15 protein-coding genes are annotated in these 12,788 nt (G+C 69.0%); 8 read left to right on the forward strand and 7 right to left on the reverse strand.

The annotated features are described in order from the left end of the window. The 4 genes from Mterra_RS13325 to Mterra_RS13340 form a co-directional block, all read right to left on the reverse strand. Positions 1-703 (reverse strand): penicillin acylase family protein (locus tag Mterra_RS13325; RefSeq protein ID WP_147372782.1); only part of this gene is annotated, 703 nt, incomplete at its 3' end. A 308-nt stretch (positions 704-1,011) separates the two neighbouring features. Next, positions 1,012-1,431: a VOC family protein gene (locus tag Mterra_RS13330; protein ID WP_119315626.1), complete on the reverse strand. Its 420-nt coding sequence runs from the start codon at positions 1,429-1,431 to the stop codon at positions 1,012-1,014. Between the two features lie 43 nt (positions 1,432-1,474). Beyond that, a complete protein-coding gene (locus tag Mterra_RS13335) occupies positions 1,475-2,116 on the reverse strand; it encodes a DsbA family oxidoreductase (protein WP_119315627.1) in 642 nt (213 codons plus the stop codon). A 90-nt stretch (positions 2,117-2,206) separates the two neighbouring features. Beyond that, a complete protein-coding gene (locus Mterra_RS13340; RefSeq protein ID WP_119315628.1) occupies positions 2,207-2,836 on the reverse strand; it encodes an NAD(P)-dependent oxidoreductase in 630 nt (209 codons plus the stop codon). 134 nt (positions 2,837-2,970) lie between these two features. Between Mterra_RS13340 and Mterra_RS13345 the strand changes: the two genes are divergently transcribed. From Mterra_RS13345 to Mterra_RS13355, 3 genes are all read left to right on the forward strand, one after another. Then, positions 2,971-3,291, forward strand: coding sequence for a winged helix-turn-helix transcriptional regulator (locus Mterra_RS13345; RefSeq protein ID WP_275054571.1), 321 nt, complete (start codon positions 2,971-2,973; stop codon positions 3,289-3,291). Between the two features lie 46 nt (positions 3,292-3,337). Next, on the forward strand, positions 3,338-3,574 hold the full coding sequence (locus Mterra_RS13350) for a CDGSH iron-sulfur domain-containing protein (protein WP_119315630.1): 237 nt from the start codon (positions 3,338-3,340) through the stop codon (positions 3,572-3,574). 79 nt (positions 3,575-3,653) lie between these two features. Next, a complete protein-coding gene (locus Mterra_RS13355; protein WP_170159665.1) occupies positions 3,654-4,604 on the forward strand; it encodes an aldo/keto reductase family protein in 951 nt (316 codons plus the stop codon). A 299-nt stretch (positions 4,605-4,903) separates the two neighbouring features. Here Mterra_RS13355 and Mterra_RS13360 read toward each other — a convergent pair whose 3' ends face one another. Further along, positions 4,904-5,299 carry a hypothetical protein gene (locus Mterra_RS13360; RefSeq protein ID WP_119315632.1) on the reverse strand — a complete coding sequence of 132 codons (396 nt, stop codon included), beginning with the start codon at positions 5,297-5,299 and terminating at the stop codon, positions 4,904-4,906. A gap of 162 nt (positions 5,300-5,461) precedes the next feature. Further along, positions 5,462-5,896, reverse strand: a complete 435-nt coding sequence (locus tag Mterra_RS13365) for a hypothetical protein (protein ID WP_119315633.1) — start codon at positions 5,894-5,896, stop codon at positions 5,462-5,464. 289 nt (positions 5,897-6,185) lie between these two features. On the opposite strand from Mterra_RS13365, the gene Mterra_RS13370 reads away from it, so the two are divergent. The 5 genes from Mterra_RS13370 (at position 6,186) to Mterra_RS13390 (ending at position 11,697) form a co-directional block, all read left to right on the forward strand. Continuing rightward, on the forward strand, positions 6,186-7,169 hold the full coding sequence (locus tag Mterra_RS13370; protein WP_119315634.1) for an NAD-dependent epimerase/dehydratase family protein: 984 nt from the start codon (positions 6,186-6,188) through the stop codon (positions 7,167-7,169). A gap of 169 nt (positions 7,170-7,338) precedes the next feature. Next, complete coding sequence (locus tag Mterra_RS13375) at positions 7,339-8,682, forward strand: FAD-binding oxidoreductase (protein WP_119315635.1); 1,344 nt, start codon at positions 7,339-7,341, stop codon at positions 8,680-8,682. Positions 8,683-8,845: 163 nt separating this feature from the next. Continuing rightward, positions 8,846-9,490, forward strand: coding sequence for an HAD hydrolase-like protein (locus Mterra_RS13380; protein ID WP_119315636.1), 645 nt, complete (start codon positions 8,846-8,848; stop codon positions 9,488-9,490). A gap of 66 nt (positions 9,491-9,556) precedes the next feature. Next, positions 9,557-10,417 carry a cell division protein FtsX gene (locus Mterra_RS13385; protein WP_119315637.1) on the forward strand — a complete coding sequence of 287 codons (861 nt, stop codon included), beginning with the start codon at positions 9,557-9,559 and terminating at the stop codon, positions 10,415-10,417. Beyond that, a complete protein-coding gene (locus tag Mterra_RS13390; protein WP_119315638.1) occupies positions 10,414-11,697 on the forward strand; it encodes a murein hydrolase activator EnvC family protein in 1,284 nt (427 codons plus the stop codon). Before Mterra_RS13385 ends, Mterra_RS13390 begins: the two co-directional genes overlap by 4 nt. Before the next feature lie 202 nt (positions 11,698-11,899). Here Mterra_RS13390 and hpf read toward each other — a convergent pair whose 3' ends face one another. Beyond that, on the reverse strand, positions 11,900-12,460 hold the full coding sequence (gene hpf, locus Mterra_RS13395; protein ID WP_119315639.1) for a ribosome hibernation-promoting factor, HPF/YfiA family: 561 nt from the start codon (positions 12,458-12,460) through the stop codon (positions 11,900-11,902). Between the last annotated feature and the right edge of the window lie 328 nt (positions 12,461-12,788).

Below are 12,788 nucleotides of genomic sequence, written 5' to 3' on the forward strand. Positions count from 1 at the left end.
GGGCAGGCTTGGGCAAGGGGGGCAGGTCGGCGGCCTGGACGATGGTCACGCCGTCGGCCGGGTAGGGCGGCAGGAGCTGGGCCAGGCGCTCGGGCTTGACCCCTTTCGCCAGCAGCCGGTAGCGCTGGAGCTCGTCGCTCCAGTTGCCGGAGAGGTCGTAGGCCATCATCTTGGCCCACACCAGCACGTCGGCGGGCTTCCAGGGCTCGGGGCGGAAGCCCAGCAGGCGGTACTCGAGGGGCAGCGGGGGGTTGGTCTGGAGGTAGGCGTTGATGCCGGCCACGTAGGCGTCCACGATGGCCTTGCCCTCCGGCGAGAGGCTGGCGTAGCCCTGCTCGGCCGCGCGGTAGAAGCCCCAGGTCCTGAGGAACTTGTCCTGGCTGAGGGTCGCCGCGCCCACCACCTCCGACAGCCGCCCCGCCCCCACCCGGCGCTGGAACTCCATCTGCCACAGCCGGTCCTGGGCGTGCACCACCCCCAGCGCGAAGAACAGGTCCTCCTCGCTCTGGGCCTTGAGGTGCACCACCCCGCTGGGCTCGCGCAGCACCTCCACCGGAGCCATGAGCCCCTTCAGGGCCAGGCGCCCGCTCTGCTGGGGCAGCGTGGCCCCGCGCAGCCACAGCCACCCCACCCCTCCGGCCAGGACCACCAGGACGACGGCAAAAAGCAACAGGCGACCCAAAAGACGCAGCAGTCGGCGCACTTTATTCCCCCTTTTACCGGGTACAAGTATACGCCTGGGGTGAGAAGGGGATGTTTAGAGGGGGGCGGTGGTCGGGGGCCGGGCGCTGGGCGCTGGGCGCGGGTCGGATGTCTGATGCGGGTCGTACGTCTGATGCGGGTCGGACGTCTTACGTCGTACGCACGACGCCAAACGCAAGACGCAAGACGCCAAACGCAAGACGCCATGTCACCCCCCTTAGCAAGGGGGGCTGGGGGGGATAAACCCTCCCCGTGTGCGGGGAGGGACAGGGTGGAGCAGCCACTAGCCTATTGCTGACGGCTGAGGGCTTACCGCTTACCGCCATCGCCGGGAAGCGGAGCCGTTTCCCCCCTCCAGAAGGCTGCCCCGCCTGAGGTGCGGCGGTCGAGGAAGAGTTCGACGGTGTTGCCGTCGGGGTCTTGCAGGCTGAGCACCCAGGCGATGCCGCGGTCCTCGAGGGCGTGGCGCACGCCCTCGAGCTCCACGAACTTGCGGGCGGCTTCGAAGTCCTGGGGAGAAGCCACGGCGAAGCCCAGGGTGGCGGGTCCGGCGGGTTCGCCCTCGGTCAGGGCCAGCTCGAAGTGGGCGTCGCTGCCGGAGGAGGCCAGCAGCGAGGTTTTGTCGAAGCGCTCGGAGAGCTGGAGGTCGAGGAAGCGGGTGTAGAAGGTGACGGCGGCCTCGAGGTGCCGCACCTTCAGGTGCACGTAGGCCAGGCGGGTCGCGTACATCGGCCGTATTGTCGGGCGCGCCTCGCCCGGCGTCAAATGGCGTTCAGGAGGCGGTGACCTGTTCGTGGGCGACGTGGTCGAGCACCTGCAAGAACACCTCCACCGGCTGCGCCCCGGAAAGCGCGTACTTGCGGTCGAAGACGAAGAAGGGCACGCCCTGAACGCCGAAGCGCCCGGCGAGGCGCTGGCTCTCCTCCACCGCGTCGCGCAGCTCGCCGCCGGCGAGGAACTCGCGGGCTGCCTCACGGTCCAGGCCCGCCGAGGCCACCACCTCGAGCAGGTCCCCCGGGTCGTTGAGGTTCTTGCCGTCGGTGAAGTAAGCCCTGAACAGCGCCTCGGCCAGCGGCCACTGCCGGCCGGCGCGGGCCGCCCACAGGATGAGGCGGTGGCCGTCGGCGGTGTTGATGGCGCGGGCCACGCGGTCGAAGTTGAACTCCAGCCCCTCCGCCCTCCCGGCACGGGCCACCTGCTCGAAGGCCGAGCGCATGCGCTCGAGCCCGCCGAACTTGCGGGCCATGAACTCTTCCCAAGGGTAGCCCCCGGGCGGGATGCCCGGCTGGAGCTGAAAGGGCTTCCACTCCAGCTCCACCTCCAGGCCGGGGCGCTGCTGCAGGGCCTGCTCGAGGCGCTTCTCCCCGATGTAGCACCAGGGGCAGGCGATGTCGGCGAAAACTTCGATCCTCATGCTCCTCCAAGTCTCGAGCCGGGGCGGCGCGGGGAAAAGGTTCCCGCTCACAGCCCGGCGCCGGGCGTCCGGGTCATCCGGCGCTCCGCGTCAGTAGCTGATCATGGGCGAACGCCCCACGTGCTCCTTGCTGCCGAGCTGCTCGAGCATGAAGTGCGCCGCGTCGGCCCGGCTGATGCGCGAGCCCGAGTTGACGCCCACCATCCCCACGCGGTACTTGCCGGTCTTGGGCCCGTCGGTGAGCACCGGGACGCGCACGATGGTCCAGTCCAGGCCCGAAGCCCGCACGACCTCGGCGTGGCGGGTGGAGTCGAGCTGCACGTCCCGCGCGAAAACGCCCAGCAAAAAGCTCATCAGGCGGTTGAAGGCCTTGGGCTCGTCGCCCGGCTGGGCCACGCCCGCCCCGGTGAGGGTGATCAGGCGGCGCACCCCGGCCTTCTTCATCGCCGCCGTCACGTTGCGCGCGGCCAGCTCCATCAGGTCCTTGCGGCCGCCGCGCACCGGGCCCAGCGCCGAGAGCACCGCGTCCTGCCCGGCGAGGGCCCGCTCGAGCGCCCCCACGTCGTCGAGCTCGCCCTGGATCACCTCGAGCCCCGGGTGGCTCAGCCCCAGCTTGGCCGGGTTGCGCACGAAGGCCCGCACCTCGTGGCCCGCGGCCAGCGCCTGTTCGACCAATTGCTTGCCGGTGCGTCCGGTAGCGCCCAACACGGTGATTTTCACGTTGTTCCTCCAGTCCAGGTATGCCGGTAGTCGTGCACGAGCCGGCGCAAGGAATAGGCTGACGGCCCCGAAAATGAGGCTAGCAGGCAACACTTCACTTTGGGAAGTAGTTACCGTGTGGTAACTTAGTACCCGTGAAGTACGGAATGGACGCCTGCCGCAAGGAGTGCGCCGTCGAGCGCACCCTCGACCTCATCGGCAACCGCTGGACCAGCCTGATCGTGCGCGAGCTGCTGATGGGCACCAAGCGCTTCAACGAGCTCAAGAAGAACCTCGAGCACGTCTCCCCCAAGACCCTCACCGAGCGGCTCAAAGAGCTCGAGGAGCACGGCCTCATCACCCGCACCGTCTACCCCGAGGTCCCGCCCCGCGTCGAGTATGCCCTCACCGAGAAAGGCCGTGCCCTGGGCCCCATCTTCGAGGCCATGCGCGAGTGGGGCAGCCGCTGGGCCTGATTCCGGCCACAGTCTGCCGGTGGCGTCGCTGGCTAAATTGGTAGGCATGAAGCTCGAGTTCAGGGAAAACGGGCCCATCGTCATCGAGACCGGCGGTCGCTACGTCTTCCGCACCGCCGAGGGCGAGCGCGTCGTCGAGAAGCCGAGGGTTTCGCTGTGCCGCTGCGGAGGCTCGGGCAACAAGCCCTTCTGCGACGGCACCCACAAGACCAACGGCTTCACGGCCCCGGCGGCCGTGATCGAGTTCGACGAGGGCCTGGTGCTCGACCCCGTCAAGCCCTGAGCCCGCGCCCGAACGGTTGGGGCTCACATTCGGGTGAGCTGGGGCAAGGGTAGATTGCCCCCGAGGTGACCCTATGGCGATGCGCTACCGCAAACTCGGCAAGTGGGGCATTAAGGTATCGGAGATTTCGCTGGGCGCTTGGACCACCTACGGCGACGCGGTCAAGGACCGCAAGGCCATCAAGCAGATCGTGAAGCTGGCCTACGACGGCGGCGTGAACTTCTTCGACAACGCCGACGCCTACGCCAAGGGCCTGGGCGAGGAGACGATGAGCCAAGCCCTCGCCGACTTCCCGCGCCACACGCTGGTGCTCTCGACGAAGCTCTTCTGGCCCATGTCCGACGACGTCAACGACCGCGGCCTCTCGCGCAAGCACATCCACGAGAGTATCGGCCGCAGCCTGAGGCGCATGGGCACCGACTACATCGACCTCTACTTCTGCCACCGCCACGACCCCGAGACGCCCATGGAGGAGGTCGTCTCGAGCATGAGCAGCCTCATCGACCGCGGCCTGATCCTCTACTGGGGCACCTCCGAGTGGCCGGCCGCCCGCATCGTCGAGGCGGTGCAGGTCGCCAAGGCCGGGGGCTGGCACCCGCCCGTGGTCGAGCAACCGCAGTACTCGATGCTGGCTCGAGAGCGCTTCGAGAAGGAGATCCTGCCCGAGACCGAGCGCTACGGCATGGGCGCGGTGGTCTGGAGCCCCCTGGCCCAGGGCATGCTCACCGGCCGCTACGACAAGGGCATCCCCAAAGGCAGCCGCTTCGAGCGCTACCCCCAGTTCGCCAGCCGCTTCGTCACCGAGGAAAACCGCAAGAAGGTCAAGGCCCTAAAAAAGGTCGCCGACTCCTTAGGCCTCACCCGCACCCAGCTCGCCCTAGCCTGGGTCCTGCGCCAGAAAGGCGTCAGCAGCGCCATCACCGGCGCCACCAAACCCGAACAGATCGAGGAAAGCCTCGGCGCCGCCGGGGTAGACCTTCCGCCAGAGGCCGTGGAACAGATCGAGGGGATTCTCAACCCGGCGGAGTGAGAAAGAAGCCGTCAGCGGAACCCAAAAGGCTCGTGCCTTGTAGCCCGTGATGAAGGGAACCCCTCCCCGAGTGCGGGGAGGGCTTATCCCCCCCAGCCCCCCTTGCTAAGGGGGGAACAAGTCGTCTCGCGTCCGGCGTAGGACGTACGACGTACGACCCGCGTCTCGCGTCTTGCGTTTTGCGTCTCGCGTCTCGCGTTCGGCTATCGGCTATCAGCTATCGGCGTATGACGTAGGACGTACGACGCACGACCCGCGTTCGGCGTTCGGCTATCGGCGTTCGGCACTCGCCGCCCAACTCACGACGCCAGCGGCAAGTGGCACAACCACACCCCGCTCCTCGCCCGCCACCCCTCGGGTGTTTCGACGTTGGGCGGCAGCGGGATCGAGATGACCTTCTGCCCGACGATCTCGAACTCGAGCGCGGTGAACAGCCGGTCGAGCGCCTGGCCCAGGCGGCGGGTCTCGAGCGGGTTGAAGCGCAGGCGCTCGAGGCGGGCCTCGAGGCTTTTCAGGCCCGCGTAGGGCATCAGTTCGGCCGGGTCGCGCCAACGGCGCGGCGGCCCGACCAGGAGTTCGGCCAGCACCAGGCCCAGGCCCGGGTATTCCTTCTGGAGCCGCTCGGGGTCGAATTCCAGCGCCAGCTCGAGGTGAACTTCGACGTCCTCCCAAACTTCGGTCCTGCGACGCTCCATACCTCAGCCTGCAACAGCCAATCGGAGCTGTCAAGCGAGAATAACCCGTTCCAGACGGCATAAAGTCACATTTAATCTTGACAATCCCCGGGGCGAAGTGTCAAAGCGACCCGAACAGGCGAGGGGGTGGCCTCACGCCACCCCTCCCGTCGCGACAACAGGCTAAGCCTCGGGCAAGTCCGGCCAGGCCTCGAGGCCCTTCGCCCCATCCGAGAGTTCCAGGGCCGCGGCCGCTCGGCGGGTGAGCTCGGCCTGCTCGAGGTCGTGCATGAGTTCCCAGCCTCGAGCGATCAGCCGCAGGGTGTACCACTCGCCGTCGGGGTCGCCCAGGAAGCGGTAGGTCGCCAGGGCCCCTGTCAGAACCAGGACGGCGATCTCGGGCTGCTCGAGCTGCAGGCAGCCGATGCCCCACAGCAGTTGTGCCCTGGCCCACTGGGGGCGGCTGTCGCTGCGGCGGGCGAGGTGCTCGGCCCGCTGGGCGTAGCGCAGGGCCCGCAGCGGGTCGTTTTGCAGCAGGCTGCGCTGGGCCTGGGCGAGAAGGTCGGGGAGGGCCTCTTGCGGGCGGGTAGGAAGGAGGATGGAGGCGTCGCGCATCATGGCAGTAGGAGACCGTATAGGCACGGCAGGGTTACACGCTCCTGGGGTGTCCCCGACCGGCGGCTTGGGGTAGGTGGGCGGGCAGGAGCCCCGGCCCATCGCTGCACTTAGCGTAGCCGAAGGAATGACCCGAACATGGGGAATTCATCACCAACAGGCTTGGCCCTCCGCTCAGGATCGCCTAATCGGACCCCCATAGGCCGGAGCGCAGGCTTCGCGGGCCGTGGAGAGGGCATCACCTGGAAAACGGGGGTTTCGCCTGGAGTTCACAGCCCACACAATCGGAGCCATGAACATCCTCGTGTTGGGCGGCGGGCAGTTCGTGGGGCGCTACATCGTGGAGGCGGCTCTGGAGCGGGACGACGCGGTGAGCACCTTCAGCCGGGGCAAGACCAACCCCCACCTCTTCCCGCGGGCGCACAAGCTCATCGGCGACCGCCGGGCGGGCGAGCTGGGGGCGCTCGAGCAGGGCACCTGGGACGCGGTGATCGACGTCAACGGCTACTTCCCCCGCGAGGTGCGCCAGAGCACGTCGCTGCTCAAAGGCCGGGTGGGCCGTTACCTGTTCATCTCGACGGTCTCGGTGTACGCCGACCCCAGCCGCACCGGCGAGGACGGCCCCGTGCAGCAGGTGGAGAACCCCGAGACCGAGGAGATGACCCCGCAGGCCTACGGCGGGCTCAAGGCCGTCTGCGAGGACGTGGTGCGCGAGGCCTACGGCGAGCAGGCCACCGTGGTGCGCCCGCACCTGGTGGTCGGGCCCCACGACCACACCGGGCGCTTCTCCTACTGGCCCTGGCGGGCCGCGCAGGGCGGCGAGATGCTCTTCCCCGCCCCGCCCGAAGACGCCATGCAGTTCATCGACGCCCGCGACCTCGCCGCCTTCGTCCTGCACCTGCTCGAGCAGAACACCCCCGGCACCTACAACGGCGCCCGCCCGCACTTCACCCTCGCCGAGCTGCAATCGGCCCTGGCCCAGGCCACCGGCAACGCCTTCGAGCCCGTCTGGGTGGACGCCGGCTTCCTCCAGCAGCAGGGCGTGCGCCCCTGGGCCGACCTCCCCGCCTGGATCCCCGGCGACGGCCTCTCCCGCACCCCCACCGGGCGCAGCCAGCAGGCGGGCCTGAAGTACCGCAGCGTGCTCGAGACCGTCCGGGACACCCTGGCCTGGCTGAAGAGCCTGCCCGAGGTCAAGGTGGCGGGGATCAGCCGGGAGCGGGAGGCGGAGTTGCTCGAGGCGTGGAAGGCGAGGGGGGCGATAGCTGATAGCTGATAGCCGATAGCGGGTCGTACGTCCTGCGTCGTACGTCGTACGCAAGACGCAAAACGCCTTGGCCCCCGGTCCTTGACGCCGGCGGGGAGGGGCGTCGAGGGGTTAACCAGCCACAAGCTGACGCCTTCCCGCTCCCCTCCCCCGCGCCCCCAGCAGGTAAACTCGAGCCATGCTCGACAGCCTCAAAGCCGCGCTGGGCGAAAAGGTCAGCACCTCGCCCACCGACCTCGAGACCCACGGCAAGGACGAGGCCTATCCCGTGCGGTCGCTGCCGCAGGCGGTGGTGTACGCGCAAGGCCTCGAGGACGTGATCCAGACCCTGGCCTGGGCGCGGGAGAGTGGCTCGGCGGTGATCCCCTTCGGCACGGGGACGAGCCTCGAGGGCCACGTGCTGCCGCAGGGGGTGGCCGTCAGCCTCGACCTCTCGCGCATGAACCGGGTGCTGGAGGTGCGGCCGGAGGACTTCGTGGCGGTGGTCGAGCCGGGCGTGACCCGCGAGCAGCTCAACGCCGCGCTCAAGGGCACGGGGCTGTTCTTCCCCGTGGACCCCGGCGCCAACGCCTCGCTGGGCGGCATGGCGGCCACCAACGCCTCGGGCACGACCACGGTGCGCTACGGCGGGATGCGCCACAACGTGCTGGCGTTGCAGGTGGTGCTGGCGGGCGGGGAGGTGCTCGAGCTGGGGCGGGCCGTGCGCAAGACCAGCGCGGGCTACGACCTCAAGGACCTCTTCATCGGCTCGGAGGGCACGCTGGGGGTGATCACCCGGCTCACCCTACGGCTGCACCCGCTGCCCGTCCACGTCCACACCCTGCGGGTTTTCTTCGAGGGCCTCGAGGCCGCCGCCGACGCCGCCTACGCCCTCATGGCCTCCGGGCTCCCCGCCGCGCGGCTCGAGCTGCTCGACGAGCTGGGCCTGGGCGCCATCAACCGCTACCTCCAGCGCGACTACCCCGAGAAGCCCGCCCTCTTCGTGGAGTTCCACTCCTCGACCCGCGAGGCGCTCGAGGCCGAGTCGCGGACGGCGCTCGAGCTCGTGCGCGAGGCCGGGGCGATCGCCGTGGACGCCGCCCGGACCTCCGAGGAGCGCACCGCGCAGTGGGAGGCCCGCCACCAGCTCTACTGGGCCTTGGTCGCCCAATACCCCGGCCACAGCTTCATGATCACCGACACGGCCGTGCCCATCTCCCGCATGCCCGAGCTGGTGCGGCACTCCCAGCGCCTGCTGCGGGAAATGGGCCTGGGCGGGAGCATCGTGGGGCACGTGGGCGACGGCAACTTCCACACCCTCGTCGCCACGGGCGAGCAGGACTACCCCAAGGCCGAGGCCTTCGCGGCGCGGCTGGTGGAGAAGGCGCTCGAGCTCGGCGGCACCTGCACCGGCGAGCACGGCGTGGGCCTGCGCAAGAAGAAGTACCTCGCCCGCGAGCACGGGGCGGCGCTGGAGTGGATGCGGCAGCTCAAGCGGCTCTTCGACCCGCAGGGCCTGCTCAACCCGGGCAAGGTGGTTTGATACCCGGTTTGGGTGGATCGTCTCCCATCGGGAGGCTATGCACCCCGGCCGAAGGGGGTGCCCTGGGCTTCACGAAGATGTACCCCTGACGGATTTGAAGCGGATCTTTGTGAAGCCGGTATGAAAGGGCCCACCCGGCGACGTGCGGCCCTAAGATGACGGGGTGACGCTCACCACCCTCCTCTTCGACCTCGACGGCACCCTCCTCGACAGCGAGCCCGGCATCCTGGGCTGTTTCCGCCGCACCCTCGAGCACTTCGGCCTCCCCGACCGGCCCGACGCGGAGCTGCGCCGCTTCATCGGGCCGCCGCTCGAGCACTCCTGGCGTGCGCTGGTGGGCGAGGCGCGCGTGGCCGAGGCCGTGGAGGTCTACCGGCGCTGCTACGACGCCGCGGGCAAGTACCGCGCGGCGGTGTACGCGGGGGTCGAGGCCGCGCTGGAGGAGCTGGCCGGCCGCTACACCCTGGTCGTGGCGACCTCCAAGCGCCGGGTCTTCGCCGAGGACATGCTGGGGCACTTCGGGCTGCGCCCCTACTTCGGGGCCGTCTACGGCGTGATGCCCCCCGACCTCTCCGAGCCCAAGGCCGCGCTCATCGGGCGGATCCTGCACGAGTGCGGCCTGAAGCCCGCCCAGGCGGTGATGATCGGGGACCGGGAGTTCGACGTGGCCGCGGCCCGGGCTCATGGGATGGCCTCCATCGGGGCGCTGTGGGGCTACGGCAGCCGCGAGGAGCTCATCCTGCACGGGGCCAGCCTGCTCTGCGAGAGCCCGCAGGCCCTGATCGGCGCCGTGGGGCGGCTGGCCTGAACCCTCCGTTCAGCCAAGCCCGCCCTGGCTCACGCATTCGGCGCGCGGGCCTTTAGACTAGGGGGCGTGTACGCCATCTCTCAAGCGCTGCGTGCCCTGCGCCACCACCTGACCAGCACCCTCGCCACCTTCACCACCTCGCTGGTGTCGTTCACCCTGCTGTTCCTGCTGGGCCTGGTGCTGTGGAACCTGGGCAAAGTGGTCAGTTCGCTCGAGCGCGAGGTCGAGATCGCGGCTTTCCTCAAACCCGCCGCTGACGCCGGCGCCCTGCGCGACCAGATCGCGGCCTTCGAGGAGGTGCTCGAGGTGCGCGTCGTGAGCAAGGAGGAGGCCCTGGCCCAGCTCCAGCTCTCCTACCCCTACCTCTCGCAGGCGCGCGAGCTCATCGACAACCCCCTCCCCGACACCCTGCGGGTGGTGCTCAAGAACCCCAACCAGGTGCGCGACACCGCGCGCAAGATCGAGCGGCTGGAGGGCATCGAGAGCACCACCTACGGCGGGGAGATCACCGAGCAACTGCTGCGGGTGCTGGGCGGGGTGCGCTTCGCCGCGCTGCTTTTGATCGGGCTGCTGCTGCTCGACACCCTCTTCAGCGTGATGGGCACCATCCGGCTGTCCATCGAGAACCGGCGCGAGGAGCTGCGGGTGATGCAGCTCGTGGGCGCGACCCGGCGCTTCATCCAGGGGCCCTTCGTGGTGGAGGGGCTGTTCCTGACCCTGCTGGCCTCGCTGGTGGCGCTGGGGCTGGGGCTGCTGGCCTACCGCTTTCTGGCCTCGGCCCTGCAGCAACTGCTGCCCTTCCTGCCGGTGCTCGGCCTCAACGACATGCTGATGGCCGGGGGCGCGCTGGTGCTGCTGGCGGCGGTGCTGGGCACGGGCGGGGCCTACCTCTCCAGCCGTGCTAATCTCAAGGAGAGCGACTTATGAGGCACACCGGCATCCCGCGCGGCGTCTGGGGCTTGCTGCTCGCCGCGCTGTGCGCGCTGCTCTCCACCAGCGTCTTCTCGCAGGACCTCAGCGAGCTCGAGCGCCAGCGCCAGCAGACCCTCCAGCAGCAGAAGGCCACCCAGCAGCGCATCGACAAGCTCAACCGCGAGCTCGCCAACCTCGACGCGCTCACCGCCCAGCGCCTGAGGGACCTGCGCGCCCTCGAGGCCGAGATCCGGCGGCTGGAGAAGGAAAAAGCCGACCTGGGCCGCCAGATCAACCTCCTGCAGCAGCAGGTGCGCGAGACCGAGGCCGAGATCGCGCAGAACGAGGCCCGGCTCGCCGACCTCAAGAAGCGCCTGGCCGCGCTCGTCAACAGCCTCTACCGCGAGCAGGCCGGGCGCTACCTGCCCCTGCTGCAGGCCCAGAGCTTCACCGACCTCTCGGTGCGGGCCAACTGGGTGGGCTACTTGGGCAACCAGCAGACCGACCTCATCGAGCGCATCAACCGCGTGCTCGAGCAGCTCAACGGCCAGCGGGAGCGCCTGGTCCTGCTGGTGCGCGACCTCAACGCCAAGCAGGCCGACCGCCAGATCAAGATCAACCAGCTCACCGACAGCCGCGCCCAGCTCCAGAGCACCATCACTGCCCTGCGGCAGCAGGCCGAGGGGCGTAAGGTGCTGCTGCGCGAGTCGCTGCTCGCCCGCAACGAGCTCCAGAGCCAGCTCAACAGCGTCGTCGCCGCCATCACCAAGGAGCAGCGCCGCCTGGCCGAAGAACGCCGCCGGCGCGAGGAGGAAGCCCGCAGGCAGCGGGAGCGCGAGGCCGCCGAGCGCCGTCGCCAGCAGCTCGCCGCACAGCAGAACGCCTCCCGCCCCCCTCCCGAGCCCGAACCCGTCGCCATCATCCCCAGCGTCGTCGTGGGGACGCTGCAATTCCCCGTGCCCGGCGGCCGGATCGTGGCCCCCTTCGGCACCCAGGGCACCTATCAGGTCATCCAGGGCCCCGGCGAGTACAGCCCCGTGGTCTCGGCCGCCAGCGGCATCGTGCTCGACGAGTACCCCGTCAGCAACACCGGCTGGTGGATCATCATCGCCCACGGCAACGTCACGAGCTTCTACATCGGCCTGCAGGAGCCCCTGGTGCAGAAGGGCCAGCAGGTGAGCAAGGGCCAGCGCATCGGCTACACCGGCGGCGCCCCCCTCATCCCCCCCGACACCCTGTGGTTCGCCGTCGCCAACGACAACGGCGTGCAGGTGGACCCCTCGAGGTACTACTGAGGTTGGGGGACGGGTTCCGCAGAGGCGCGAGCCTGAAGGTTCGGGGGCCAGTGATTCGTCGAGGGCCGGGGGTCTAGGGCCAAAAGGCGTTTGGCCTCTCGCGCACGACGTAGGACGTACGACGCGGGACGCGGGGCGTGGGCCGTACGCCCCGCGTCCCGCGTCCCGCGTTTAGCATCCGGCTATTGGCGTTCGGTGTCCATCAAGAGGGCTCGATCAGGCCGTAGTTGCCGTCGCGGCGGCGGTAGATGACGGCGAACTCCTCGGTCTCGGCGTTGCGGAAGACGAAGAAGTCGTGGCCCAGGGCTTCCATCTGGACGGCGGCGTCCTCGGGGTCCATGGGCTTGACCGCGAAGCGCTTGACCCGCACGATCTGCGGGGCGGCTTCTTCCTCCTCGGACTCGACCACCGCAGCCGGGGGGGTCGCGTTGAGGGCCGCCTGGCGGCGGGCGGTGTGGTAGCCGTTGAAGTGGCGCTCTTTGTACCGCTTGAGCTGGGTTTCCAGCCGGTCGATGCTCTTGTCAATGGCCGCGTACATGTCGGGGTCGGACTCCTCCACCCGCACGATGCCCTTGGGCACGTTGATCTGGATCTCGCACTTGGCGCGGTTCTCCACGCGCGGGGCACTCGCCATCGAGAGGACGACCTTGGCATCGACGATGCCGTTCATGTAGCGGTCGAGGCGCTCGAGCTTCTTGTCCAGGTAACTCTTGAGGGCATCGGAGACTTCGACGTTGCGGCCTACCAGTTTGTAAATGTTCATTCTGGCCCTCCTCGGAGCCTGGAACGAAGGCTCGAGACCCATTCCAGGCTCCCTTCGCCTAAAGGTGCCCTGGGTGAAAGGGGATTCTGCCGCCCTTGCACACGGGCTGCACCGGGGGTGCGTCCAACCTTTAGGTGCTTTATGGTACTGCTCTCCCCGGGAGGGCGGTAGAGCTTTCCAACCTTGATGCCCCGTGGGCAAAGGTGTAGGGTAAAAGTTGGGCGCCCGGCGAAAAAACGGTTGTAGTTAGTGGTCTGTAGCTCGTGGCCTGTGGTAGACAGCGGTAAGCTGTCAGCCGTCAGCCTTCCCACCCACCCCCTTCCCGTCC

The sequence above is a fragment of the Calidithermus terrae genome (assembly GCF_003574345.1).
GTDB lineage: Bacteria > Deinococcota > Deinococci > Deinococcales > Thermaceae > Calidithermus > Calidithermus chliarophilus.

Bases quoted from the DNA above. Each gene is read 5' to 3' on its own strand.
- Mterra_RS13330 (WP_119315626.1), bottom strand. From the start codon at position 1,431: ATGTACGCGACCCGCCTGGCCTACGTGCACCTGAAGGTGCGGCACCTC.
- Mterra_RS13335 (WP_119315627.1), bottom strand. From the start codon at position 2,116: ATGAGGATCGAAGTTTTCGCCGACATCGCCTGCCCCTGGTGCTACATC.
- Mterra_RS13350 (WP_119315630.1), top strand. From the start codon at position 3,338: ATGAAGCTCGAGTTCAGGGAAAACGGGCCCATCGTCATCGAGACCGGC.
- Mterra_RS13355 (WP_170159665.1), top strand. From the start codon at position 3,654: ATGCGCTACCGCAAACTCGGCAAGTGGGGCATTAAGGTATCGGAGATT.
- Mterra_RS13360 (WP_119315632.1), bottom strand. From the start codon at position 5,299: ATGGAGCGTCGCAGGACCGAAGTTTGGGAGGACGTCGAAGTTCACCTC.
- Mterra_RS13365 (WP_119315633.1), bottom strand. From the start codon at position 5,896: ATGATGCGCGACGCCTCCATCCTCCTTCCTACCCGCCCGCAAGAGGCC.
- Mterra_RS13370 (WP_119315634.1), top strand. From the start codon at position 6,186: ATGAACATCCTCGTGTTGGGCGGCGGGCAGTTCGTGGGGCGCTACATC.
- Mterra_RS13375 (WP_119315635.1), top strand. From the start codon at position 7,339: ATGCTCGACAGCCTCAAAGCCGCGCTGGGCGAAAAGGTCAGCACCTCG.
- Mterra_RS13390 (WP_119315638.1), top strand. From the start codon at position 10,414: ATGAGGCACACCGGCATCCCGCGCGGCGTCTGGGGCTTGCTGCTCGCC.
- hpf (WP_119315639.1), bottom strand. From the start codon at position 12,460: ATGAACATTTACAAACTGGTAGGCCGCAACGTCGAAGTCTCCGATGCC.